We start from the raw sequence: 20,177 nt of genomic DNA, 5'->3' as shown, positions 1-20,177 counted from the left end.
GCCGGCACGCCCGTCAGCTGCGGACGAGCTCCAGCCCCAGCCACTCGGCCAGGGAGTGCAGCTCCGCGTCGACCCGGGCGCGGCGGCTCGGCGACCAGTCGCCGTCCTCGTGGACGGCGTCGACGACGAGCACGCCACCGTCCCGCTCGGCGGTGGCGTCGACCTTGCCGACCAGCTCGTCGCCGTCGAGCACCGGCATCGCCCAGTAGCCCCAGATCCTCTGGTCGGCGGGCTTGTACATCTCCAGCTGGTAGTCGAAGTCGAACAAGTCGGCCATCCGCTTGCGGTCGAAGACCAGCCGGTCGAGCGGCGAGAGGATCGCGGTGCGCCCCTCGAACCGGTCGTCGAGCAGCTCCGGGTCGACCCGCCAGAGGCCGCGGACCCCCTCGACCCGCGCCGGCTCTCCCGTGTCCCGTACGTCGTAGGGCTCGTGCCAGGCCTCGAGGGCGCGAGGACGAGCCAGGCCCAGCGCGCGCAGCCGCCGGCGGGCCAGCGTGCGGTGCGCCTCCTCCCCCGGCACCGCCGGGTCCCCGGGGTGGACCCGTTCGGCGAGGTCCCAGCGGCGCTCGCGTCCCTCGCGGGAGGCGACGGCGACCTCGCCCCGCGCCTCCATGCACTCCAGGAGCCGCATCACGTTCTTGTTGTTGGTCCACCCCGACGACCGCCAGGGGACCTCGCAGCGGTCGGGGAGGTCACGGGCGGCGGTCGGGCCCTCGCTGCGCAGCAGCGCGAGGACCTCGCGGCGCGCTGCGTCGTTGGCCCGGACCCAGTCGCGGAGCTCCTCCTGCCACTCCTTGAGCGGCGGCTCGCCCGGCCAGGCGTCCATGTCCGCCTGGAACAGCGCGACGTCCTCGCTCGGCACGAGCATCCCGCGATGCTCGACCACGGCGCCGTCGCCCACCAGCCCGGCAAGGTCCTCGGGGTCGTAACGCGCCCCGATCCGCGTCCAGAGCGCGAGGTCGGCGTGCTCCGCGACGACCCGGGTGAGGTCGACCTGGAGGTGGCCCAGGTGCCGCAGCACCTCGAGGACGTCGTCAGGACGCTCGGCGTCGAGCAGCTGTGCGCGTACGGCGATGCGCCGCGCCTGGACCGGGGAGAGCTCGTGCGCCCTCATGCGGTCCTCATGCGGACGTCACCAGGACAGCTCGGCACACGCGGCGGCGTCGGTCTCGACCTGCACCGTGGCGTGGTCGATGCCGTGGCGCTCGCGCAGCAGCGTCCGCGCCGCGTCGAGCACTGCCTCCCGGTCGCTCGACGAGTCGGCCACCAGGTGCGCGGTCGCGACGTGCATGCCCGAGGTGAGGGTCCACAGGTGCAGGTCGTGGACGCCCGTGACTCCCCTCATCGCCTCGAGCTCGGCGGCGACCACGTCGGGGTCGACCCCCGACGGCGCGTGCTGGCCCAGCACGGTGAGCACCTCGCGGCCCAGCACGACCGCACGGACCGCGACGAAGAGCGCGATGGCCACCGCCACCACGGTGTCCCACCAGCCCTGGCCGGTGACCAGGACGAGCGCCGCGGCCGCCATCACGCCCACCGAGCCGAGGCTGTCGGCGACGACCTCGAGGTAGGCACCCTTGACGGCCAGGCTCTCGGTCGCGCCGCCGCGCAGCAGCGCGAGCGCCACCAGGTTGACGAGCAGGCCCAGGGCGCCGACGACCAGCATCGGGGTGGTGGCGGGCTCGACGTCGCGTCCCGCGCGGCGTACGGCCTCGAGGGCGACGTAGAAGGCGGTGCCGAGCATCACGAGGACGGTGAAGCCGGAGGCGAACACCTCCGCGCGGTAGGAGCCGTAGGTCCGGCGCCCGGTCGTGTCCGGCCGGGTGGCGATGCGGGTGGCCGCCAGGGCGGCGCCGAGCGCCACGACATCGGCGGCCATGTGACCGGCGTCGGAGAGCAGGGCGAGCGAGCCGGACCAGAGGCCGGCGGCGAGCTCGACGAGCAGGAAGGCGGAGACCAGCCCGAACGCGACCGCGAGCCGCCACCGGTGGCGCGCCCCGGCGTGTCCGTGACCGTGACCGTGACCCGCACCCATGCTGCGATCGTAGGACACCGGTGCGACAGCCCGATGCGGTGTCGACGGACCAGGGGGCGATGGCCCGTTCGGGTCATTCGTGCCCCAATATCAGGCACTTCGTCCGCATTCGCGCCTGCGCCGCGTCATGCGGTGCGAGTCTCGACGTCACAGGTAGGACACCGCGCAACGCCAGCAACATGCCATGGGGGCAGACCATGTGGGACACCGTCGAGACCAGCTCGGTCCATCTCTCGCACGACCTTCCGTGCGCCGGGTGCGGCCACGGGAAGCACACCTACCTCCCGTGCTCGGACACCTGCGACTGCGCCCACGGGCGCGACCGGTCGCTCAGCGCCGTCTGACGCGACGCCGGAGCTTCGCGACCGCGCCCTCGCGCGGCGGCGGGTTGCCCTGCTCGTCCAACTCGTAGGCGGCCACCTTGGCCAGGCGCGGCCGGGCGTCGTCGTCGACCACCTTGCCGGTGACCCACCACATCCGCAGGCTCCGTCCCGACACCTGCAGGCAGGCGAGGTTGTTGTCGAACCACGGCCCCTCGGCGTAGCGCCAGGTCAGGGGCCCGTCGGGCACTCGCGCCGAGCGGGAGGCGAGCCGTCCCACCGGGCCCGCGACGCCGTACGACAGCACGGCCGTCGCGAAGCGCATGTTGCGCGAGAGCGGGTTGCGGATCGGTGAGCAAACCGCTTGCAGGAGCGTGGACTGCACCGCGCGGCCGTCGGTGGGCCACGCCTCGCTCACGTAGCTGTGGTGCACGTCGCCGGAGAGGAACGTGACGGTCGACGGTGCGCGCCCCCGCTCCCCCGCTGCCACCTCGATGACCTGACGGGCGACCTCCTGGAAGCTCTTCTGGAACGCGCCCCAGTGCTCGAGGTCGACGGTCTGGCGCAGCTTCTCCCCGGCGCGCGAGCCGGGGCCGCCCCAGGCGCCCTGGGCGAGAGCCTCGCTGAACGCCTCGAGGTGGTGCAGCCCGCGCGCGAGCAGGAAGGGCAGCGACGTGGCCACCAGCAGGTGGTCGACGTCGCCGCGCAGCTGCTCGTCGAGCCACCTCGCCTCGTCGGGGTCGAGCATGGCCCGCGACTCGGGCCGGAGGTCGCGCGCGGCGCGCGAGTCCACCACGACGAGACGCGCCTGGGTGTCGAAGTCGCGGACATAGCTCCACCGGTAGGTCTGCGGCTCCTGGTCGACGCGCTCGGCGAAGGCGTCGATGACCGGCCCGAGGTCGTGCTCCGCGTCGCCCTCGTGCGCCAGCACCTGCTGCCACAGCTCGTCCGCGGCCCGCTGCGCGGGTGAGAGGTTGCCGAGGTGCTGGTGGACCCAGTACGACGACAGGCCGGCCACGATGCGCCCGTGCCACCACGACGTGGCCTCCATCTCCCGGCGCCAGTCGAGCGAGGTGTTCCAGTCGTCGCGGATGTCGTGGTCGTCGAAGACCATCGCGCTCGGCACGGTCGACAGCAGCCACCGGTTGGCACGGTCGGACCACGCCAGGCTGTAGAGGTGGGCGTACTCCTCGTAGTCCTGGAGCTCGGTCCACGGCGGCTGGTCGATGTCGCGACGGGCCTCGATGAAGGCCCGCATCTCGTCGGTGGTCTCGTCGGCGTAGACCTGGTCGCCGAGGAAGAGCAGGAGGTCGGGCAGCTGCGGCGCGAGGTCGGGGTCGTCGGGATCCGCGCTCTCGGCCGGCTCGACCTGGTCGGCCATCCGCAGCGCCCAGGCCCGCAGCGCGTCGACCCCGTGCATCCGGTTGCCGGCCTCGTCGTGGGTCACCGACGTGCGGCACGAGCCGAACGCGAGGCGGAGCGGGCGCCCGCGCTTGAGCGTCGCGATGACGGGGGCGGGGAACGGCGAGTCCGGCTCCGGCCAGACCTGCGCCCCGTCCACCTCGACCGTGTAGGGCTCGCTGCTGCCGGGCTCGAGGCCGGCGAGCTCGACCAGCGCGTAGTGGTGGCCGTGCACCGCGAAGGTCCGGGCAGTCGCGGAGGCGCCCCCGCGGGCGACGGTGACGCTCGCGGCGCCGCGGGTCTCCACCCACACCGCCGCGGAGGTCTCGTCGACGTACCTCAGCAGCGGACCCAGGACCAGCGGGCCGTCGGTGCCCTCGGGGCTCGTCACGGCTGGAGCAGGACCTTGATCGCGCGGCGCTCGTCCATGGCGCGGTAGCCCTCGGGTGACTCCGACATCGGGAGGGTGAGGTCGAAGACGCGCCCCGGGTCGATGGTGCCCGCGAGCACCCGCTCGAGCAGGTCGGGGAGGTAGCGGCGGACCGGGGCCATGCCGCCCGCGAGGCCGACGTTCTTCTGGAACATCCGTCGCACCGGCAGCTCCACGCCGTGCGGGACCCCGACGAACCCAACCGTCGAGCCGGGCCGCGCGACGGAGAACGCCGTCTTCATCGACTCGTCGGTGCCGACGCACTCCAGGACCGCGTCGGCCCCGACGCCGTTCGTCAGGTCGGCGATGCGGGCGCTGCCCTCCTTGCCGCGCTCTGGGACGATGTCGGTGGCGCCGAAGGCGCGCGCGATCTCCTGGCGGGGCTCGTGGCGCGACATCGCCACCACCCGCTCGGCCCCGAGCTGCGCGGCGGCCAGCACGCCGCAGAGCCCGACGGCACCGTCCCCGATGACGACCGCGGTGCCGCCCGGCCGCACACCCGCGGCGACCGCGGCGTGCCAACCTGTCGGGAGCACGTCGGAGAGCGTCAGCAGCGACGGGATCTGCGACTCGTCGGGCATCGACTCGGTCTTCACCAGGCTGCCGTCGGCCTGGGTCACCCGGGCGTACTCGCCCTGTCCGCTCTGGGTGAAGCCGCCGTGCTCGCACGCCGACTGCACCCCGGCGCGGCAGTGGGCGCAGGTGTTGTCGCTGTGGCAGAACGGCACGATCACGAAGTCGCCGGGCGCGAAGTCCCTGACGTCCGCACCCACCTCCTCGACCACGCCCACGCACTCGTGGCCGATGGTGTCCCCGGCCGTGACGTCGTTGGCCCCGCGGTAGGGCCAGAGGTCGGACCCGCAGATGCAGCCGGCGACCACCTTCACGATCGCGTCCGTGGGCTCCTCGATCGTCGGGTCGGGGACCTCCTCGAAGCGGATGTCACCGGGGGCGTGGATGGTGGTTGCGCGCATGGTCGGGATACTGCCACGCGCGGCACAGGCCCCCTCCCCCTCAGGGGCGAGTGGACCGACCCGGCGCGGCCGAATGGCTTTATCTCATATTTGAGATACCGTGGTCGGCATGGCTGACTACAAGGGCCGCATCGGCAACCTGATCCGCGACGCGCGCAAGCACCGCGGTCTCACCCAGCACCAGCTCGCGGAGTTGCTCGGCACGAGCCAGAGCGCGATCAACCGCATCGAGAAGGGCCACCAGAACCTCTCGCTGGAGATGCTCGCCCGCATCGGTGCGGCGCTCGACTCCGAGATCGTCGCCCTGGGCGCGGGCCCCACGCACCTGCGCGTCGACGGCCCCACCACGCTCTCCGGGTCGATCGACGTCAAGACCAGCAAGAACGCCGGCGTCGCGCTGCTGTGCGCGTCGCTGCTCAACAAGGGACGTACGACGCTGCGCAAGGTCGCACGCATCGAGGAGGTCAACCGGCTCCTCGAGGTGCTGAACTCGCTCGGCGTGGCCACCCGGTGGGTCGGCGACGACAACGACCTCGAGATCATCCCGCCCGCCGAGCTCAACCTGGCCGACATCGACGAGGGCGCGGCCCGCCGCACCCGGTCGGTGATCATGTTCCTCGGTCCCCTGCTGCACCGCGTCGACCAGTTCGAGCTCCCCTACGCCGGCGGCTGCAACCTCGGCGAGCGCACCGTCGAGCCGCACATGTCGGCGCTGCGTCCCTTCGGCCTCGAGGTGAAGGCCACCGACGGCGCCTACCACGCCAGCGTCAACCGGGCGATCGAGCCGGGCCGGCCGATCGTGCTCACCGAGCGGGGCGACACCGTCACCGAGAACGCCCTCATGGCCGCCGGGCTGCACCCGGGCACCACGGTCATCCGCAACGCCTCGTCCAACTACATGGTCCAGGACCTCTGCTTCTTCCTCCGCAAGCTCGGCGTCGGGGTCGAGGGCATCGGCACCACGACGCTGAAGGTGACGGGCAAGTCCTCGATCGACGTCGACGTCGACTACGCCCCCTCCGAGGACCCGATCGAGGCGATGTCGCTGCTCGCCGCGGCGATCGTGACCCGCTCCTCGATCACCATCCGCCGGGTGCCGATCGAGTTCCTCGAGATCGAGCTCGCGACGCTGGAGGAGATGGGCTTCCAGTACGACCGGTCCGAGGAGTACGTCGCCAACAACGGCGAGACCCGGCTGGTCGACATCACCACGCACCCCTCCGACCTCCGGGCGCCCCTCGACAAGATCCACCCGATGCCGTTCCCGGGCCTCAACATCGACAACCTGCCCTTCTTCGCCGTCATCGCTGCGGTCGCGGACGGCCAGACCCTCCTCCACGACTGGGTCTACGAGAACCGGGCGATCTACCTCACCGAGCTCAACAAGCTCGGTGCCCAGGTCAAGCTGCTCGACCCGCACCGCGTGCTCGTCGAGGGCCCGACCCACTTCTCCGGTGCCGAGATCGTCTGCCCGCCCGCCCTCCGCCCGGCAGTCGTCCTGCTGATCGCGATGCTGGCCTCCAAGGGCCGCAGCGTGCTCCGCTCGACGTACGTCATCCACCGCGGCTACGAGGACCTCGCCGAGCGCCTCAACGAGCTGGGCGCCAACATCGAGACCTTCAGGGACATCTAGCCCGCTCCCCCACCGGGTGAGGGCGAAACCCACGGCCATCACCGCTGGTTGAGGTGCGAGGAGCGCCAGCGACGAGCCTCGACACCGTCGCGCGGGTGACGTGGTTTCGAGGCTCGCTGCGCTCGCACCTCAACCACCAACCCCACCGCCGTTGGTTGAGGTGCGAGGAGCGCCAGCGACGAGCCTCGAAACCACGATCTCCGGGCCCCGCGCGCGGGTGATGCGGTTTCGAGGCTCGCTGCGCTCGCACCTCAACCAGCGGTGGCGGAGCGAGCTAGTTGAACAGCGTCTCCACCCAGGCTCGCGAGACCTTGCCCATGGAGGGCGGCGCGGTCATGTCGGCGGTGATGCGCGGCATCGGTGCGGTGTGCTGCCCGGCGTTGCGGTGCCAGTCGTTCTCGGCCTCGATCAGCAGGCCCAGGTCGGCACGGGACAGGAACACGCCGTGGCCGTCGGGGCACTGGGCGACGGTGGCCTCGCCGAGGTTCCGCTCCTGCATCTCGGCGCCGCACCGGGGACACGTCATGCTCTCCATCCCCCGACGGTACTCCGCGCCCCCATACTTTCCCCGTGAACACACCCGGCCCCTCCACGACGGGCTACCTCGACGCGCCCCGTCCGCTCGCCTTCGCCCACCGCGGCGGCGCCTACCACCCCGAGATCGAGGGCCTGGAGAACACGCTGGTGGCGTTCGCGCACGCAGTGGACCTCGGCTACACCTACCTCGAGACCGACGTGCACGTCACGAGCGACGGCGTGCTGCTGGCGTTCCACGACACCGTCCTGGACCGGGTCACCGACCGGACCGGGAGCATCGCCGACAGCACCTGGGAGGAGGTCCAGCAGGCGCTCATCGGCGGTGCGGAGCGGGTGCCGACCCTGGGCGCGCTGTTCGACGCCTTCCCCGGCGCCCGGTTCAACATCGATCTCAAGTCGGACGGCGCGGTGGAGGCGCTCGCCGACTTCATCGAGGAGCGTGGGGCGTGGGACCGGGTCCTGGTCGGGTCGTTCTCCGGACGACGGATGCGGGCGTTCCGCCGGCGCACGCGCGGACGCGTCGCGACCTCGGCAGGCCCGCTCGAGGTGGCCGCCTTCCTCCTCGCGCCCAGCGGCAGGCTGGCCCGGCTGCTGACGCGGGGGCACCCCGTCGCGCTGCAGGTCCCCCACCGCCACGGCCGGCTCCCGGTGACCACGCGCGGGCTCGTACGACGGGCGCACGCGGCGGGCGTGCAGGTGCACGTCTGGACGATCGACGACCCAATTGAGATGAACGTCCTCCTGGACCGTGGTGTCGACGGCATCATGACCGATCGCACGGACATACTCAGGGACGTGCTCCGCGCCCGCGGGCAGTGGAACGGCCACGTGGAGGATGAGGCATGACCGAGGTGAGTGGGATCGCCGACCTGACGCCGCTGGCGCGGGCCAAGGAGCAGCGCGCCTGGTACTTCTACGACTGGGCCAACAGCGCCTTCGCCACGACCGTGTCCGGCGTCCTCTTCGGCCCCTACCTGATCGCCATCGCGGAGGAGGCCGCGGTCGACGACCGTGTGTCGGTCCTCGGCCTGTCGGTCGCCCCGGGCGCCCTGCCGGCGTACGTCATCACCTTCTCGACGCTGATCTCCGCGCTGGTGCTGCCGCTGCTGGGTGCGGTGGCCGACCGCACCTCCCGCAAGAAGGACCTGCTGGCGGGCTTCGCCTGGGCCGGCGCGTTCTTCGCGGGGCTGCTGTTCTTCATGACCGGCGACAACTGGCAGCTCGGCGCCACCACGTTCGTCCTGGCCAACCTCTGCTTTGCCGCGTCCGCGGTGGTCAACGACTCGATCCTGCCGATCATCTCCTCGGAGTCCGACCGCGACCGGGTCTCCTCGCGCGGCTGGGCCTACGGCTACGCCGGCGGCGGGCTGCTTCTGGCCCTGAACTTCGTCCTCGTCAGCTTCCACGACACCTTCGGCCTGACCGAGGGCATGGCGGTGCGGATCTCGCTCCTGTCCGCCGCGGTGTGGTGGGCCGCGTTCACGTTCATCCCCTTCCGCGGTCTCCGCAACCACCCGCCCGCCGACGTGGAGCACGTCGAGGGCGGGGTGGTGCAGCGCAGCTTCGGACAGCTGTGGATCACGCTCAAGGAGCTGCGCAACTACCCCGTGGCCCTGACGTTCCTGCTCGCCTACCTCTTCTTCAACGACGGCATCCAGACCGTCATCAGCCAGGCGTCGGTATACGGCGTCGAGGAGCTCGGATTCCCGCAGGGCACCATGCTGGGCGTCTACCTGCTCGTCCAGTTCGTCGCGGTCGGCGGCGCGCTGCTCTTCGGTCGCATCGCGGCGAGGCGGGGCGCGAAGAACACCATCCTCGGTGGCCTGGTCATCTGGATGGGCATCGTCACCGCGGGGCTGGTGATCCCCGAGGAGTCGCTCATCCCGCTGCTGGTGCTGGGTGTCGCCATCGGTCTGGTGCTCGGCGGGACGCAGGCCCTCGCGAGGTCGTACTTCTCCCTGCTGATCCCGCGCGGGAAGGAAGCAGAGTTCTTCAGCTTCTACCACGCCATGGAGCGCGGCACCTCGTGGTTCGGCACCCTCGTGTTCGGCCTCGTCTACACGTTCACCGACTCCTACCGACCAGCGATCTTCGCGCTGATCATCTTCTTCGTGGTCGGTGGGCTGCTCCTGTGGCGCGTCGACACCGCTCGCGGCATCCGCGAGGCGGGCAACGACGTACCGGCCGTGATCTGAGCGCCTCGAGCCAAGGATCCGGCCGTGACCTCGGCGAGCTGCACCCCTGGGGGTGAAGTTGGTCTCGCCTGAGCGTGGGTCCGCAGCCATCGAATCCGCGGAATGTGGGCGCTCCCGCTACCGTTGAAGGATCACAGGGGATGGACCACGTCGTCACGAGCGGCGTCACGAACCCGGTTCTGGTCCGTCTCACCCTTGACCCGGTACACAAACACGAACGGGTGTCAGCAACCCATTGGAGGTGGGCACTGTGGCGGAGCGCACACTGCGTGGCGCGAGGCTCGGCGGCCAGAGCTTTGAGGACGAGCGCGGCATCGAGTTCGCCGCCCGTCAGCAGGTCGGATATCGATGCAAGCAGGGGCACGACTTCGAGGTCACGATGTCGGTCGAGGCCGACATCCCGGCCGTCTGGGAGTGCCCGCGCTGCGGAGCCGAGGCGCTGAGCACGGCGGGCATCCAGCCCGAGGAGAAGGTCGAGAAGCCGGCTCGCACGCACTGGGACATGCTCTTGGAGCGTCGTTCCGAGAAGGAGCTCGAGGACATCCTCAAGGAGCGCCTCGAGCTGCTCCGCGGCGGCGAGATCGGCCCCGCGCACCTGCACCGCGCGAACAAGAAGAAGCGGGTCAGCTGACCCCTCCTCGCGCACCAGCCGGTCGACTACTCGACCACGTCGCCCTGGACCACGGGCCCCTCGCCCGGTCCGGGGCGTCGTCCATTTCCGGGCATCGGCCCGAACCTGCCCGCAGCGGGTACGACGACGAGCCGGCGCTCCACGACGGTCGTGAGCAGCCGCCGGGCGACCGGTCGGGTGAACGGCAGGACCAGCAGGATCCCGACCGCGTCGAGGAGGAACCCGGGGCTGAGCATCAGCGTGCCGCCGATGAGGATCAGCGCCCCGTCGGCGATCTCGCGCGCGGGCATCCGCCCGCCCTGGAGCGCCTCCCGCAGCGCCCGCCAGGCGCGACCGCCCTCGCGCTTGATCAGCCACGCCCCGAGCATGCTGTCGAGCACGAGCAGCACGATGGTCCACCACGGGCCCACGAGCTGGCCGACCTGGAGGATCGCCCAGATCTCCGCGAGCGGCACGACCACGAAGGCGACGGCCAGCAGCGGGCGCAGCCACCCCCGCCTGCGGGCCGGGCTGCGGCGCGGTGCAGCGGGGTGGGTCACGGCCCGACCCGGCGGCGACGCAGCTGGGCGCGACGCTCCGCGAGCCCCCAGCGGGTGATCAGCTGCAGTGACTCGCGCGCGACCTGGCCGCTCATCTTGGAGTCACCGCGCTCGCGCTCGACGAACTGGATGGGCACCTCGGTGAGCCGCAGACCCTGGGTGAGGGTGCGGTAGGCGAGGTCGGTCTGGAACACGTACCCAGTAGACCTCACCGTGCCAAGGTCGATCTTCTCCAGCGTGGTGCGCCGGAAGAGCCGGTAGCCGGCTGTCGCGTCCTTCACCTTGATGCCGAGCAGGAGGCGGACGTAGAGGTTGCCGCCGCGTGAGAGAGCGAGCCGCTGGACGGGCCAGTTCGCCACCGAACCGCCGGGCACGTAGCGCGAGCCGATGACGAGGTCGGCGGTGTGCAGGGCGTCGAGCAGCCGCTGCAGCTGCTCGGGCTGGTGCGATCCGTCGGCGTCCATCTCGCCGATGACGTCGTACCCGGCCTTCAGCGCCACGTCGAAGCCGTGCAGGTAGGCCGCTCCGAGGCCCGCTTTCTCCGTGCGGTGCACGACGCTGACGGCGTCGTCGGCAGCCGCGAGCCGGTCGGCGATCGCACCGGTGCCGTCGGGGCTGTTGTCGTCGACGACCAGGACGTCGACACCGGGTTGTGCCGCCCGGAGCCGGCCGACGATCCACTCGATGTTCTCGGACTCGTTGTAGGTCGGCACGACCATGACGACACGGCCGAGGCCTTCGAAACTCACGCGGTGCTACCTCGTTCCACGGTTTCCTGGGACGGCTGGCGGGACGGGCGCTCGCCACGTCGCCGACGACGATAGGCCACGAACGCCCACACCGTGTGACAGACGAGGAACACCAGGGTGAACCTGGCGGGCCAGACGCCCGCGCGCACCGCGGGGGTGAGCGTCGTGCTCAGCGCGACCTCCTCGACCAGCACCTCCTGGCCCCGGGCGGGGACCGACGCCACGACGGTCCCGTCGGGCCCCACGACGCCGGAGATGCCGTTGATCGCCGCCACGACCACCCAGCGACCGGTCTCCAGCGCGCGCAGCCGGCTGATCTCGAACTGCTGGTCGAGCTGGCTGGTGCGGCTGAACATCGCATTGCTGGTCTGGACGGTGACGAGCTCGGCGCCGCGGGCCACCTGGCCGGCGATGCCCTCGTCGTAGGCGACGTCGAAGCAGATCGCGTCGGCCACCCGCACGTCGCCGATGCGCAGCGGCTCGAGGCTGGTGCCGCGGACCATGTCGCGCGGGACCTCGGTGAGGCGCCCGTAGGTCGACGGCATCCAGCTGCTGCCGCGGAAGGGGATGTACTCGCCGTACGGCACCGGGTGGCGCTTGGTGTAGCGGTCGGCCCCGCCGAGGCCCGGCTCGAAGACGATCCCCTGGTTGAGGACCAGCGTGTCGTCGAGGGGGTCGCCGTTGGTGCCGCCGACGAGGATCGGCACGTCGATCGCGTCGGAGGCGGCGACGATGCCGGCGTGGACCCCGGCGTCGAGGAACGGGTCGACGGCGGTCGAGTTCTCCGGCCAGACCACGAAGTCGGGTCGCGGCCGCTCCCCCGCCTCGACCGCGGCGGCGAGGTCTTCCGTCAGCCGCACGTGGTTGGCGGTCACCTCGCGGTGGACGGCGGGGACGTTGAGCCCGGTGCCGGGGACGTCACCCTGCACGGCCGCGACCGTGGCGGTGCCGCTGCGCTCGAGGGGGTACGGCACGAGCGCCGGCGCGAGGGTGACGACGGCCAGCGCGGCCACGGCGACGTACGCCCGACGCGGGGGCTGGCGCCGGGCGTCGGGCAGGGAGACCAGCAGCCACGCGAGCGTGGTGCCGGTGAGGGCCACCAGGAGGCTGACGCCGGTCATCCCGATCCACGGGAGCGCGTCGCCCCAGGGGGTGTCGGCGGTGGCGTAGGCCAGGCGCCCGAACGGCATGCCGGAGAACGGGAAGCCGCTGCGCCACGTCTCGATGCCGACCCACCACAGCGACGTCCAGACCGGCCACGCGCGCAGGCGCAGGCTCCACGACAGGCCCACCCCGAGGGGCACGAAGAACGCCGACTCCATCGCGCACATCGCGAGCCACGCGTCGGTGCCCACCGAGCGCATCCACACCATGACGGCATAGGTGAACGTGATCCCGAAGAGCAGGCTCGGCAGCCAGGCCCGGCCCGGGCGCAGCCCGCGGACGGAGAGCACCAGCGCCGCGACCGCCGGCGGCATCAGCCAGGCGAGGCCGATCGGCTCGAAGCCCGCTGCCAGGACGAGTCCGCCGACCAGGGCGAGGAGGCAGCGCAGCGGCACGCACAGACCGTAGCCGACGGCTGCTCACGGCTGTTCACGACGTGCTGACGGCTGCCCACCACGGGGCAGGCCTGCAGCGGTGCGGGAGGGACGAGGGGGCTTCGGACCGACACGCGATCGTCTGGCTGACGGTCGCACGAAGTTGTCTAACGCCCCGAGGTCCCTCCCGCATCCAGCCACCGCGGGGCACCGTCGACGGATCGTGCGAGGGTGGGCATCGCTGGCTCCGCGTCCCACACGTCGAACTCCCCACTGCCGAAGGCGCCACCCGCGGGCTGCACAGGCGGACCCCGGAACCCTCCCTCTCGACGACCACGCTGTCAACACGGCCCTGACCTGCATGGACGCGCGTTCATGCAGGTCAACGCGCCGGCATCCGGTTGAAAGTCGTCGGACAAACTTTGCCCACGTCCGGCGTGTCGGCGACGACACGCCGAGGGCCTGTCGTAGGCGTGCCCTACTTGGGGGGTACGACGACCGTCCCCGTGGCCGTCGTGGCCACCACCGGCGGGTCGAGGACCTCGGCCGCGCCGGGCGCCTCGGCGGTGGGGGCTCCGCGGCCGACGACGAGGACGGCGAAGTCCATGACGCGGCTGCGGGTGCCCTCGCGGACGAGCGTGGCGGTGATCTCGAGGACGTCGCCGGCGCGCACCGGCGCCCGGAACTGGACGTCGGAGTAGGACGCGAAGAGCCCCTCGTCGCCGTCGAGCAGGATGCACATCTCGGTGGCCACGTCACCGAACAGGCCCAGGCTGTAGGCCCCGTCCACGAGGTTGCCGGCGTAGTGGGCGTGCGAGTACGGGACGTAGCGGCGGTGGGTCACCACGGTGCCGACGCGGCTGTCGCTCATGAGGCCTTCTCCTTGGTCGGGGCGAGCCGGTGCACGATGAACGAGGCGACCTCGCCGGGCGTCGTACCGCGGCTGAAGACGCGGTCGACCCCGAGCTCGTCGGCCATCGTCTCGTCGAAGCGGGGACCGCCGACGACCAGCAGCGGCCGCTTCGCGGCCGGATAGGCCTCCCGGAAGGCCGCCGACATCTCGCGCGTGTTGAGGAGGTGGGCGTCGCGCTGGGTGACGACCTGCGACACCAGGACCGCATCGGCCTTCTCCTCGCGGGCCGCCTCGACGAGCTGCGGCACCGAGACCTGGGCGCCGAGGTTGACCACCTTGAGCTCGCGGTAGTATTCCAGGCCCTTCTCGCCGGCGAAGCCCTTGATGTTGAGGATCGCGTCGATGCCGACCGTGTGGGCGTCGGTGCCGATGCAGCCGCCCACGACGACCAGGCGGCGGCGCAGCGACCGCTTGATCGCGGCGTTGGCCTCCTTGGGCGTGAGCAGCGGGAAGTCGCGCTCGACGACCTCGACGGTGCTGGGGTCGACGAGGTGGTGCACGCGACCGTAGACGACGAAGAAGGTGAAGCCCTCCCCCATCGGCTTGGCGTGGACCACCAGCGCCGGGTCCATGCCCATCTTGTTCGCGAGCTGCACCGCGGCGCCCTCGGCGACCTTGGAGTGCTCGATGGGCAAGGTGAACGACAGCTGCACCATGCCGTCGCCGGTGGTGTCGCCGTAGGGGCGGATCAGGCTCATCGCTGACCCCTCTCGTCGGTTGAGGTGCGAGCGCAGCGAGCCTCGCGCTCGATGGTTGAGGTGCGAGCGCAGCGAGCCTCGAAACCCATCACTTCGCCTCCAGGATCTCGGTCGCGGGGTTGTAGTAGCCGTCCGCCTTGCGGGCCACGCCGTCGAGTCCCTTGCCCTTGTCAGCCGGACGCTTCATCAGCCCGAAGGTGCCGTCGGCGATCGCGGAGAGCAGCGGCGGCTCGCCCGGCACGCTGCGGTCGGCCTTGATCTCCTCGAGGAGGGAGATCGACTCCCCGAGCACCTCACGGGCCCGGTTCGCGATGAAGCCGTCGGGGGCGGGGTTGAAGTCCTCGTGCAGGTTGCCGGCGGCGTTCATGACGTAGCGGACGTTCTGCAGGGCCAGGTCGCGGTCGGACAGCCACGGCGTCACGACGGCCTCCGTCATCATGCCCACCAGCAGGATCCCCTGCCCGGTGAGGGCGCCGACGAGGTTGAAGAAGCCGTCGAGGAGGTAGCCCTTGAAGATGTCGCCGGTCATGTGGCGGGTCGGGGGCATCCACTTCAGGGGCGCATCGGGGAACAGCTCGCGCGCCAGCATCGCGTGGGCGAGCTCGAGGCGGAACGAGTCCGGGACGCCGGGGTCGATCTCGAAGGCGTGGCCCAGGCCGAGCTGCCAGTCCTCGAGCCCGGCCTCCTTGGCGAAGTACTCGTTCAGCAGCTGGCTCGTGGTGACCGTGTGCGCGGCGTCGATCGCGTCGGCGGTGGTGAGGTAGTTGTCCTCGCCGGTGTTGATGATGATGCCCGCCCGGGCGTGAACCTGGCGGCTGAACCGCTGGTCCACGAAGGTGCGGACCGGGTTGATGTCGCGGAAGAGGATGCCGTACATCGAGTCGTTCAGCATCATGTCGAGCCGCTCGAGGCCGGCCAGCGCGGCGATCTCGGGCATGCAGAGGCCGGAGGCGTAGTTGGTCAGCCGGACGTAGCGGCCGAGCTCCTTCGACGTCTCGTCGAGGGCGGCGCGCATCAGGCGGAAGTTCTCCTGCGTGGCGTAGGTGCCGGCGAAGCCCTCGCGCGTGGCACCCTCGGGGACGAAGTCGAGCAGGGACTGGCCGGTGGAGCGGATCACCGCGATCACGTCGGCGCCCTCGCGGGCCGCAGCCTGCGCCTGCGGGATGTCCTCGTGGATGTCGCCGGTCGCGACGATGAGGTAGATCCATGGCTTGCTCGGCGCGTCCCCGACGCGGGCGATCATCTTCTCGCGTGCGACGCGCTGGCGATCGATCTGCTCGATGCCGGCGCCGACGGCCTTGCGCGACGCCGCGGTCGCGCGGGTGGCGTCCCGGCCCTCGGGCACGCGGAAGGTCACCGAGCCGGCGGCGGCCTTCTGGGCGAGCGTCAGCAGGTCGTCGCCCTCGCCGCGCAGGAGCGCGTCCCAGACCGGCAGGCTGACGCCGTGCTCGAGCCCGACGTCGGCACGCACGGCGTCGGCGAGCCGGTTCACCCACGGCGTGCCGTCGGGGTCGGCGCCCGCCAGGCCGGCCAGGCGCAGCGTGGCCCGCTCGACGCTGACGGTGGTGTGGCGCTGGGCGAGGTCCACGATCGGCTTGCCGACCTGGCGTGCGAGCGTGCGCGCGCGGCGTACGTCGGCGCGGTCGAGGCCGAGCCGGCTGGTGGGTCGTGCCATCAGAGCCTCCGCTCGAACAGACCGCGCACGCCGGCGTCGGCGCGCAGCAGCCCCATCGCGTAGGCGGCGTGGCCGGGGACGTAGCCGTTGCCGACGAGCATCCGGACGTCGGCGGCGAGCCCCTCGGCGCCCAGCGCGGCGGCGCTGAAGCTGGTGGCCATGGAGAAGAAGATGACCGTGCCCCCATCGGCGGTGGCGAGGACGGCGCCGCCCTCGCAGCCGGGGACGTCGACGCAGACGACGGTGACGTCGGCCGGGCCGCCGGCGGCGGTCACGGCGTCGCGCAGGGCGATGGGGTCGCGGGCGTCCGCGACCGCGACGACGTCCGCGAGGCCGGCTCCGGTGAGGAGGTCGCGCTCGGCCTCGTGCGGGACGACGCCGATCGTGCGCGCCGCGCCTGCCTGACGGGCGGCGGCGAGGCTGAGCGAGCCGGACTTCCCGGCGCCGCCGATCACCGCGACGGTCGGCCGGGTGCCGCGGGCGGCGTACTCGCCCACGACGCGGGCGGTGAGGGCGGGTGCGCCGCAGACGTCCATCACGCTGAGCGAGAGCGCCGGGTCGAGGTCGTCGGGGACGACGGCGGCGATCGAGCGGCCGAAGAGCACGGCGTAGCCGTCGCACGGCACCTGCTCGGAGCGGCCGTCCCACTGCGCCAGGCCGTCCTCGACGACCAGCGGGGTCAGGGTGAGGCTGACGAGGGTGGCGACCCGGTCGCCGACGCGCAGGCCGAGGGGTGACTCCGGGCCGACCTCCTCGACGGTGCCGACCAGCATGCCGCCGGAGCCGGTCTCGGGGTTCTGCATCTTGCCGCGGGTGGCGACGATGTCGAGCACCTCGGCGCGGACGGCGTCGCCGTCGTGCTGGTGCTTGCGCTCGAGCTGGCGGAAGGACGCGGCGTCGAGGTTGAGGCGCTCGACGCGCACGCGCACCTCGTCGGGCCAGAGCTCGGCACGGGTGTCGAGGCGCTGGGCCGCCTGGGGCAGCACGACGGCCTCGTCGAGGACGCGGTGCAGGCCTGTCGGATCGCCGGCGCGGCGTCCGGTCTGGATGTCCGAGGGGGGTGTCATGCAGGTCATCCTTCTAGGTTCTCGGGCGAGAGCCGTAAATCTTGCGGCGTGGCATTGGACTCGCCGCACGTTCTCCACGTACTCTTCCAGATGTGGCGCCGCCCACACAACCGGCGCGCCGTCAGGCCTCACCCCGGGTCGACCCCGGGGCAAGCTCCAAGGAGAAACGCATGAGCATCGAGACCGCCTCCCCCCTCGGACTGGCACTCGAGACCGGACAGCCCTACCCCTACCAGCGGGTCGAGCTCGTCGAGCCCGACTGGACGCGGTTCCCCGGCTGGGCCGGCGTGACCGCGGAGGAGTGGGCCTCCGTGCAGTGGCAGCGCGCCCACTGCATCAAGAACGTCAAGCAGCTGCGCGAGCTCATGGGCGACCTCCTCGACGAGCGCTTCTACGCCGACCTCGAGCGCGACCAGGCCGAGCGGGCCACGATGTCGATGCTCGTGCCCCCGCAGATGATGAACACGATGGTCCCGACCTTCGAGCCGGCCGGCGCGGGCTCGATGACCGAGGCGTTCTACGCCGACCCGGTGCGCCACTACATGGTCCCGGTCTTCAGCGACCGCCGCACGGACTGGCCCTCGCACCCGCACGCCGCCCGCGACTCGCTGCACGAGCACGACATGTGGGCCACCGAGGGGCTCACCCACCGCTACCCCACCAAGGTGCTCGCCGAGCTGCTCCCGACCTGCCCGCAGTACTGCGGCCACTGCACCCGCATGGACCTCGTCGGCAACTCCACGCCGGTCATCGACAAGCTGAAGTTCGCCGGCAAGCCCAACGACCGCCTCGGCGACATGCTCGACTACCTGCGCCGCACCCCGTCGGTGCGCGACGTGGTCGTCTCCGGCGGCGACGTGGCCAACATGCCCTGGCCGCGCCTCGAGGCGTTCCTCATGTCGGTGCTCGAGGTGGAGAACATCCGCGACATCCGGCTCGCCACCAAGGCCCTCATCGGACTCCCCCAGCACTGGCTCCAGCCCGACGTGGTCGAGGGCGTCGCCCGCGTCGCCGCCGTGGCCCGCTCGCGAGGCGTCTCGCTGGCCATGCACACCCACGCCAACCACGCGAACTCCGTCACGCCGATCGTGGCCGAGGCCTCGCGGGCGATGCTCGACGCCGGCCTGCGCGACGTACGCAACCAGGGAGTGCTGCTCAACGGCGTCAACGCCGCCCCCGACGCGCTGCTCGACCTGTGCTTCCGCCTGCTCGACGGGGCGCAGATCATGCCCTACTACTTCTACATGTGCGACATGATCCCGTTCTCGGAGCACTGGCGGGTCTCGCTGGCCGACGCGCAGCGCCTGCAGCACCACATCATGGGCTACCTCCCCGGCTTCGCGACGCCGCGCATCGTGTGCGACGTGCCGTTCGTCGGCAAGCGCTGGGTCCACCAGAACGCCGACTACGACACCGAGCACGGCATCTCGTACTGGACGAAGAACTACCGCACCTCGATCGAGGCCGACGACGCCGAGGCCCTCTCGCGCCACTACGAGTACTACGACCCGATCCACACCCTCCCCGAGGCCGGCCAGCAGTGGTGGGAGGAGCACGGCCGCCTCGACGAGGCCTCCCTCAAGGCCGCCGAGATGGCCGAGGCCTCCCGCCGCACCGCCGCCCTCCAGGCCTACTGAGCTTCCGCACTCCACCTCACGGCCGGCTCTGTGTCGGTTTCCCCGCTCGAGCGGGGAAACCGGCACCTGCCGCCCGTTGCAACGCCCGGCAGGTGCCAGTACGCCGCGGCAGGTAGCCGTGATCCACAGGTCATCGAGTCGCCGTTTCGCACCCGGTCCCGGCCGGGAACTCCATGGGCATGCTGTTTCCGGTCACGCTCGACGACATCTGGCTCCGCCGCGACCTCATCGCCGAGGGGTGGACTGACCGCGACATCAGCACGCAGGTGCGAGCCGGCGCACTGATCAAGCTGCGGCACGGCGCCTACCTGTCTTCGGACCTGTCGAAGGACCTCGACGCCGTCGGCATGCTCCGGGCTCGGTCACGCGCCGTGCTGCGCACGGCTCATCACACGTCGGTCCTGTCCCACCAGTGCGCGCTCGCCGAGTTCGAGGTCCCGCTCTGGGGTGTCGGGCTCGACGAGGTGCACATCGACCGGACGGACGGATGTGCCGGCCGGCGTGAGGCCGGCGTGGTCCACCACCGAGCGGCGCTCGGCAGTCGCTGGTGGCTGGTGAAGGCGGGCGTCCCTGTCGTCCATCCGGCACTGGCCGCGATCGAGGTGGCGGCGACGTACGGCGCCGAGGCGGGCCTCGTCGCCGCGTGCGGCGTCCTGCACCTGGGTCTGACCACCTCGTCCGGGCTGCACGAGGCAGCCGGCCTGGCGCGGCACTGGCCGGGGAACTTGAACACCAGGCTCATCCTGGCCCGCGCCGACGCCCGGCTGACGAACGTCGCGGAGGCCCGCACGTGGCACTTCTTCTTTGCGCAGCGGATCCCCCGCCCCGAGCCGCAGGTGGAGGTGCGCGATGACTCGGGCAACCTGCTCGGCATCGTCGACTTCCTGTGGCGGTCACTCGGGGTGTTCCTGGAGTTCGATGGGCGCATCAAGTACGAGCAGCACCGCTTGCCGGGCGAGTCGCTCGCCGACTACCTCATGCGCGAGAAGCGTCGGGAGGAGCAGATCTGCACCGACACCGGCTGGGTGTGCATCCGCATCACGTGGGCCGACCTCGCGCGACCGGTCGCGCTCGCACACCGCATCCGTGCCGCACTGGCAGCGCGCGCCACGGTCCTCGGACTTGCCGCGGGAATCTGACTCCTGCCACGCGTTGCAACGCGCGGCAGGCGTGGGTTTCCCCGCTCGAGCGGGGAAACCAACACA

At 71.6% G+C, this 20,177-nt stretch carries 18 protein-coding genes; 6 read left to right on the top strand and 12 right to left on the bottom strand.

Annotated elements, in window-relative coordinates:
- Positions 1-13: 13 nt before the first annotated feature.
- The 4 genes from Q9S36_RS38625 to Q9S36_RS38610 all read right to left on the bottom strand — a co-directional run bounded on the left by Q9S36_RS38625 (position 14) and on the right by Q9S36_RS38610 (position 5,160).
- Positions 14-1,114, bottom strand: coding sequence for a DNA glycosylase AlkZ-like family protein (locus Q9S36_RS38625; RefSeq protein WP_311290071.1), 1,101 nt, complete (start codon positions 1,112-1,114; stop codon positions 14-16).
- An 18-nt stretch (positions 1,115-1,132) separates the two neighbouring features.
- Positions 1,133-2,035 (bottom strand): cation diffusion facilitator family transporter, encoded by a 903-nt coding sequence (locus Q9S36_RS38620; RefSeq protein WP_311290070.1) that lies wholly within the window; start codon positions 2,033-2,035, stop codon positions 1,133-1,135.
- Positions 2,036-2,365: 330 nt separating this feature from the next.
- A complete protein-coding gene (locus tag Q9S36_RS38615) occupies positions 2,366-4,147 on the bottom strand; it encodes an alkaline phosphatase D family protein (protein ID WP_311290069.1) in 1,782 nt (593 codons plus the stop codon).
- Positions 4,144-5,160, bottom strand: coding sequence for a zinc-dependent alcohol dehydrogenase family protein (locus tag Q9S36_RS38610; protein WP_311290068.1), 1,017 nt, complete (start codon positions 5,158-5,160; stop codon positions 4,144-4,146). Before Q9S36_RS38610 ends, Q9S36_RS38615 begins: the two co-directional genes overlap by 4 nt.
- 109 nt (positions 5,161-5,269) lie before the next feature.
- Between Q9S36_RS38610 and Q9S36_RS38605 the strand changes: the two genes are divergently transcribed.
- Complete coding sequence (locus Q9S36_RS38605) at positions 5,270-6,793, top strand: UDP-N-acetylglucosamine 1-carboxyvinyltransferase (RefSeq protein WP_311290067.1); 1,524 nt, start codon at positions 5,270-5,272, stop codon at positions 6,791-6,793.
- A gap of 274 nt (positions 6,794-7,067) precedes the next feature.
- Here Q9S36_RS38605 and Q9S36_RS38600 read toward each other — a convergent pair whose 3' ends face one another.
- Positions 7,068-7,319, bottom strand: coding sequence for a zf-TFIIB domain-containing protein (locus Q9S36_RS38600; protein ID WP_311290066.1), 252 nt, complete (start codon positions 7,317-7,319; stop codon positions 7,068-7,070).
- A 44-nt stretch (positions 7,320-7,363) separates the two neighbouring features.
- Between Q9S36_RS38600 and Q9S36_RS38595 the strand changes: the two genes are divergently transcribed.
- The 3 genes from Q9S36_RS38595 (at position 7,364) to Q9S36_RS38585 (ending at position 10,156) form a co-directional block, all read left to right on the top strand.
- Positions 7,364-8,176 carry a glycerophosphodiester phosphodiesterase gene (locus Q9S36_RS38595; RefSeq protein WP_311290065.1) on the top strand — a complete coding sequence of 271 codons (813 nt, stop codon included), beginning with the start codon at positions 7,364-7,366 and terminating at the stop codon, positions 8,174-8,176.
- Positions 8,173-9,525, top strand: a complete 1,353-nt coding sequence (locus tag Q9S36_RS38590) for an MFS transporter (protein WP_311290064.1) — start codon at positions 8,173-8,175, stop codon at positions 9,523-9,525. The genes Q9S36_RS38595 and Q9S36_RS38590 overlap by 4 nt, the downstream gene beginning before the upstream one ends.
- Positions 9,526-9,775: 250 nt before the next feature.
- Positions 9,776-10,156: an RNA polymerase-binding protein RbpA gene (locus Q9S36_RS38585; protein ID WP_311290063.1), complete on the top strand. Its 381-nt coding sequence runs from the start codon at positions 9,776-9,778 to the stop codon at positions 10,154-10,156.
- A gap of 26 nt (positions 10,157-10,182) precedes the next feature.
- Here Q9S36_RS38585 and Q9S36_RS38580 read toward each other — a convergent pair whose 3' ends face one another.
- From Q9S36_RS38580 to Q9S36_RS38550, 7 genes are all read right to left on the bottom strand, one after another.
- Positions 10,183-10,695 (bottom strand): FxsA family protein, encoded by a 513-nt coding sequence (locus Q9S36_RS38580; RefSeq protein ID WP_311290062.1) that lies wholly within the window; start codon positions 10,693-10,695, stop codon positions 10,183-10,185.
- The gene (locus tag Q9S36_RS38575) at positions 10,692-11,414 is read right to left on the bottom strand and encodes a polyprenol monophosphomannose synthase (protein WP_311290096.1); all 723 of its coding nucleotides are present in this window, start codon (positions 11,412-11,414) and stop codon (positions 10,692-10,694) included. The genes Q9S36_RS38580 and Q9S36_RS38575 overlap by 4 nt, the downstream gene beginning before the upstream one ends.
- A 26-nt stretch (positions 11,415-11,440) precedes the next feature.
- Positions 11,441-13,003, bottom strand: coding sequence for an apolipoprotein N-acyltransferase (gene lnt, locus Q9S36_RS38570; RefSeq protein ID WP_311290061.1), 1,563 nt, complete (start codon positions 13,001-13,003; stop codon positions 11,441-11,443).
- 457 nt (positions 13,004-13,460) lie between these two features.
- On the bottom strand, positions 13,461-13,853 hold the full coding sequence (locus Q9S36_RS38565; protein ID WP_311290060.1) for a hotdog domain-containing protein: 393 nt from the start codon (positions 13,851-13,853) through the stop codon (positions 13,461-13,463).
- Entirely contained in the window at positions 13,850-14,593 is a 744-nt protein-coding gene (locus Q9S36_RS38560) for an OAM dimerization domain-containing protein (protein ID WP_311290059.1), read from the bottom strand. Before Q9S36_RS38560 ends, Q9S36_RS38565 begins: the two co-directional genes overlap by 4 nt.
- Before the next feature lie 88 nt (positions 14,594-14,681).
- The gene (locus Q9S36_RS38555) at positions 14,682-16,268 is read right to left on the bottom strand and encodes a lysine 5,6-aminomutase subunit alpha (protein WP_311290058.1); all 1,587 of its coding nucleotides are present in this window, start codon (positions 16,266-16,268) and stop codon (positions 14,682-14,684) included.
- The gene (locus Q9S36_RS38550) at positions 16,268-17,335 is read right to left on the bottom strand and encodes an L-erythro-3,5-diaminohexanoate dehydrogenase (RefSeq protein ID WP_311290057.1); all 1,068 of its coding nucleotides are present in this window, start codon (positions 17,333-17,335) and stop codon (positions 16,268-16,270) included. The genes Q9S36_RS38555 and Q9S36_RS38550 overlap by 1 nt, the downstream gene beginning before the upstream one ends.
- Before the next feature lie 170 nt (positions 17,336-17,505).
- On the opposite strand from Q9S36_RS38550, the gene Q9S36_RS38545 reads away from it, so the two are divergent.
- Together Q9S36_RS38545 and Q9S36_RS38540 are read left to right on the top strand one after the other, a co-directional pair.
- Positions 17,506-18,972 carry a lysine 2,3-aminomutase gene (locus Q9S36_RS38545; protein ID WP_311290056.1) on the top strand — a complete coding sequence of 489 codons (1,467 nt, stop codon included), beginning with the start codon at positions 17,506-17,508 and terminating at the stop codon, positions 18,970-18,972.
- A 179-nt stretch (positions 18,973-19,151) separates the two neighbouring features.
- Positions 19,152-20,111, top strand: coding sequence for a type IV toxin-antitoxin system AbiEi family antitoxin domain-containing protein (locus tag Q9S36_RS38540; RefSeq protein WP_311290055.1), 960 nt, complete (start codon positions 19,152-19,154; stop codon positions 20,109-20,111).
- Positions 20,112-20,177: the final 66 nt, after the last annotated feature.

This window comes from Microbacterium sp. ARD31, from assembly GCF_031844425.1.
This window is presented reverse-complemented; position numbering and strand designations above follow the sequence as displayed.

What these genes read in the sequence shown, in the direction of transcription:
- Q9S36_RS38625 (WP_311290071.1), bottom strand. Translation starts at nt 1,114, where the DNA reads ATGAGGGCGCACGAGCTCTCCCCGGTCCAGGCGCGGCGCATCGCCGTA.
- Q9S36_RS38620 (WP_311290070.1), bottom strand. Translation starts at nt 2,035, where the DNA reads ATGGGTGCGGGTCACGGTCACGGTCACGGACACGCCGGGGCGCGCCAC.
- Q9S36_RS38610 (WP_311290068.1), bottom strand. Translation starts at nt 5,160, where the DNA reads ATGCGCGCAACCACCATCCACGCCCCCGGTGACATCCGCTTCGAGGAG.
- Q9S36_RS38605 (WP_311290067.1), top strand. Translation starts at nt 5,270, where the DNA reads ATGGCTGACTACAAGGGCCGCATCGGCAACCTGATCCGCGACGCGCGC.
- Q9S36_RS38600 (WP_311290066.1), bottom strand. Translation starts at nt 7,319, where the DNA reads ATGACGTGTCCCCGGTGCGGCGCCGAGATGCAGGAGCGGAACCTCGGC.
- Q9S36_RS38590 (WP_311290064.1), top strand. Translation starts at nt 8,173, where the DNA reads ATGACCGAGGTGAGTGGGATCGCCGACCTGACGCCGCTGGCGCGGGCC.
- Q9S36_RS38575 (WP_311290096.1), bottom strand. Translation starts at nt 11,414, where the DNA reads ATGGTCGTGCCGACCTACAACGAGTCCGAGAACATCGAGTGGATCGTC.
- Q9S36_RS38565 (WP_311290060.1), bottom strand. Translation starts at nt 13,853, where the DNA reads ATGAGCGACAGCCGCGTCGGCACCGTGGTGACCCACCGCCGCTACGTC.
- Q9S36_RS38560 (WP_311290059.1), bottom strand. Translation starts at nt 14,593, where the DNA reads ATGAGCCTGATCCGCCCCTACGGCGACACCACCGGCGACGGCATGGTG.
- Q9S36_RS38555 (WP_311290058.1), bottom strand. Translation starts at nt 16,268, where the DNA reads ATGGCACGACCCACCAGCCGGCTCGGCCTCGACCGCGCCGACGTACGC.
- Q9S36_RS38550 (WP_311290057.1), bottom strand. Translation starts at nt 17,335, where the DNA reads ATGACACCCCCCTCGGACATCCAGACCGGACGCCGCGCCGGCGATCCG.
- Q9S36_RS38545 (WP_311290056.1), top strand. Translation starts at nt 17,506, where the DNA reads ATGAGCATCGAGACCGCCTCCCCCCTCGGACTGGCACTCGAGACCGGA.
- Q9S36_RS38540 (WP_311290055.1), top strand. Translation starts at nt 19,152, where the DNA reads ATGCTGTTTCCGGTCACGCTCGACGACATCTGGCTCCGCCGCGACCTC.